Raw genomic sequence first — 1,101 nt, forward strand, 5'->3', positions numbered from 1 at the left:
TCTGGGCTGAATTACGGAAAAAGCCGGCTCAGGGCGGGGCGCGGACCGGGCTGACCTGGCCGATCGGCGCATGGCCGAACTGGTCCCGAACTGGTCCATAAAGTGTCCATAAGATGTACAGACTGGTCCAGACAAAAGCGGACGGGACATCGAGGCCGCAGGGCAGGTCGCTTGCCAGAGCGGGGCTCTGCCAGCGCGGCACACGCGGCGGCGTATAGGTGTATGCATTGTCCGGCGTCGGCGCATCGCCGATATAGCGGATGACCACATTGCCGTATTTGTCGACCGTGACGAAGACGCGCCGCCCGGTGCGTTTGCGCCAGGCCGTCAACCGTACAAGGTTCCACCACAGCCACGGCCAGCAGAAGGCCCAGACATGGGCAAAGAAGGGGCGATAGGCCGGGTCCATGTGGGGAAGTGTGGCATGGTGGGGCAGCCCGTCGAATATATTGCCCGCGTCGTCCTCCCCGATGGCGAAGTCATCCGGGGGCCCATCTCCTGAATTTGCCACCGCAGCGCGCGGCGCTTTGTGCACCGCCTGCGCGCCTGACGGCACAGGTCGCGCCCGCCGAGACGTTCAGTATTGGACCCCCAGACTGCTATCGCGGCCGGGGGGTGACGCATGAGGAGAGCGCGGGATGTATCCAGCAGGGTCGCAATCGCCGCGCTGGCCCGCCTAGCTTCGCGACGGATAAATGCCTTGCGTCACGATACACTGCTTCAGCGCGAGCCAGGGTGGCATATTGTTGCCAGTGGTGGAGTTGACCTGCGTGTCGGCTGTGCCCGAATGTTCCTGGGCCGGGAGACTCACGTCAATCTCAACGCCGCCGCGCTCGCCCTGTCGGCGGTCGGTCAGGCCGGGGCCCTGGCCTGCGCCCACCATAACGCGCCCGCGCAGATCCGGCAGGGCGAACGTCGTGCGCCCGTCGCCGCCATAGAGTGTTCCGAGCAGGGAGAAGAGGGCGGTATTTTCGGCAATCGGCAGCAGGCGGCCATCGGCCTCCATCATACCGCGCGGACAGAAATTGAAGCCCACCGTGACGATCTCGCCGAGATAGTCATCCATCCCCGCATCGGCGGCAGGCGCAGCCCCCACCATGA

General features: G+C 65.3%; 2 protein-coding genes. Both read right to left on the reverse strand.

Translation table 11 applies throughout. The features are described from left to right. Window positions 1–28: 28 nt before the first annotated feature. Complete coding sequence (locus B4F73_RS15750) at window positions 29–535, reverse strand: hypothetical protein (RefSeq protein WP_290483738.1); 507 nt, start codon at window positions 533–535, stop codon at window positions 29–31. A 141-nt stretch (window positions 536–676) separates the two neighbouring features. Continuing rightward, window positions 677–1,099 carry a phage tail protein gene (locus tag B4F73_RS15755; protein WP_290483739.1) on the reverse strand — a complete coding sequence of 141 codons (423 nt, stop codon included), beginning with the start codon at window positions 1,097–1,099 and terminating at the stop codon, window positions 677–679. Between the last annotated feature and the right edge of the window lie 2 nt (window positions 1,100–1,101).

Source organism: Hyphomonas sp. UBA3601, from assembly GCF_002375605.1.
In the GTDB taxonomy this organism is placed as follows: Bacteria; Pseudomonadota; Alphaproteobacteria; order Caulobacterales; family Hyphomonadaceae; genus Hyphomonas.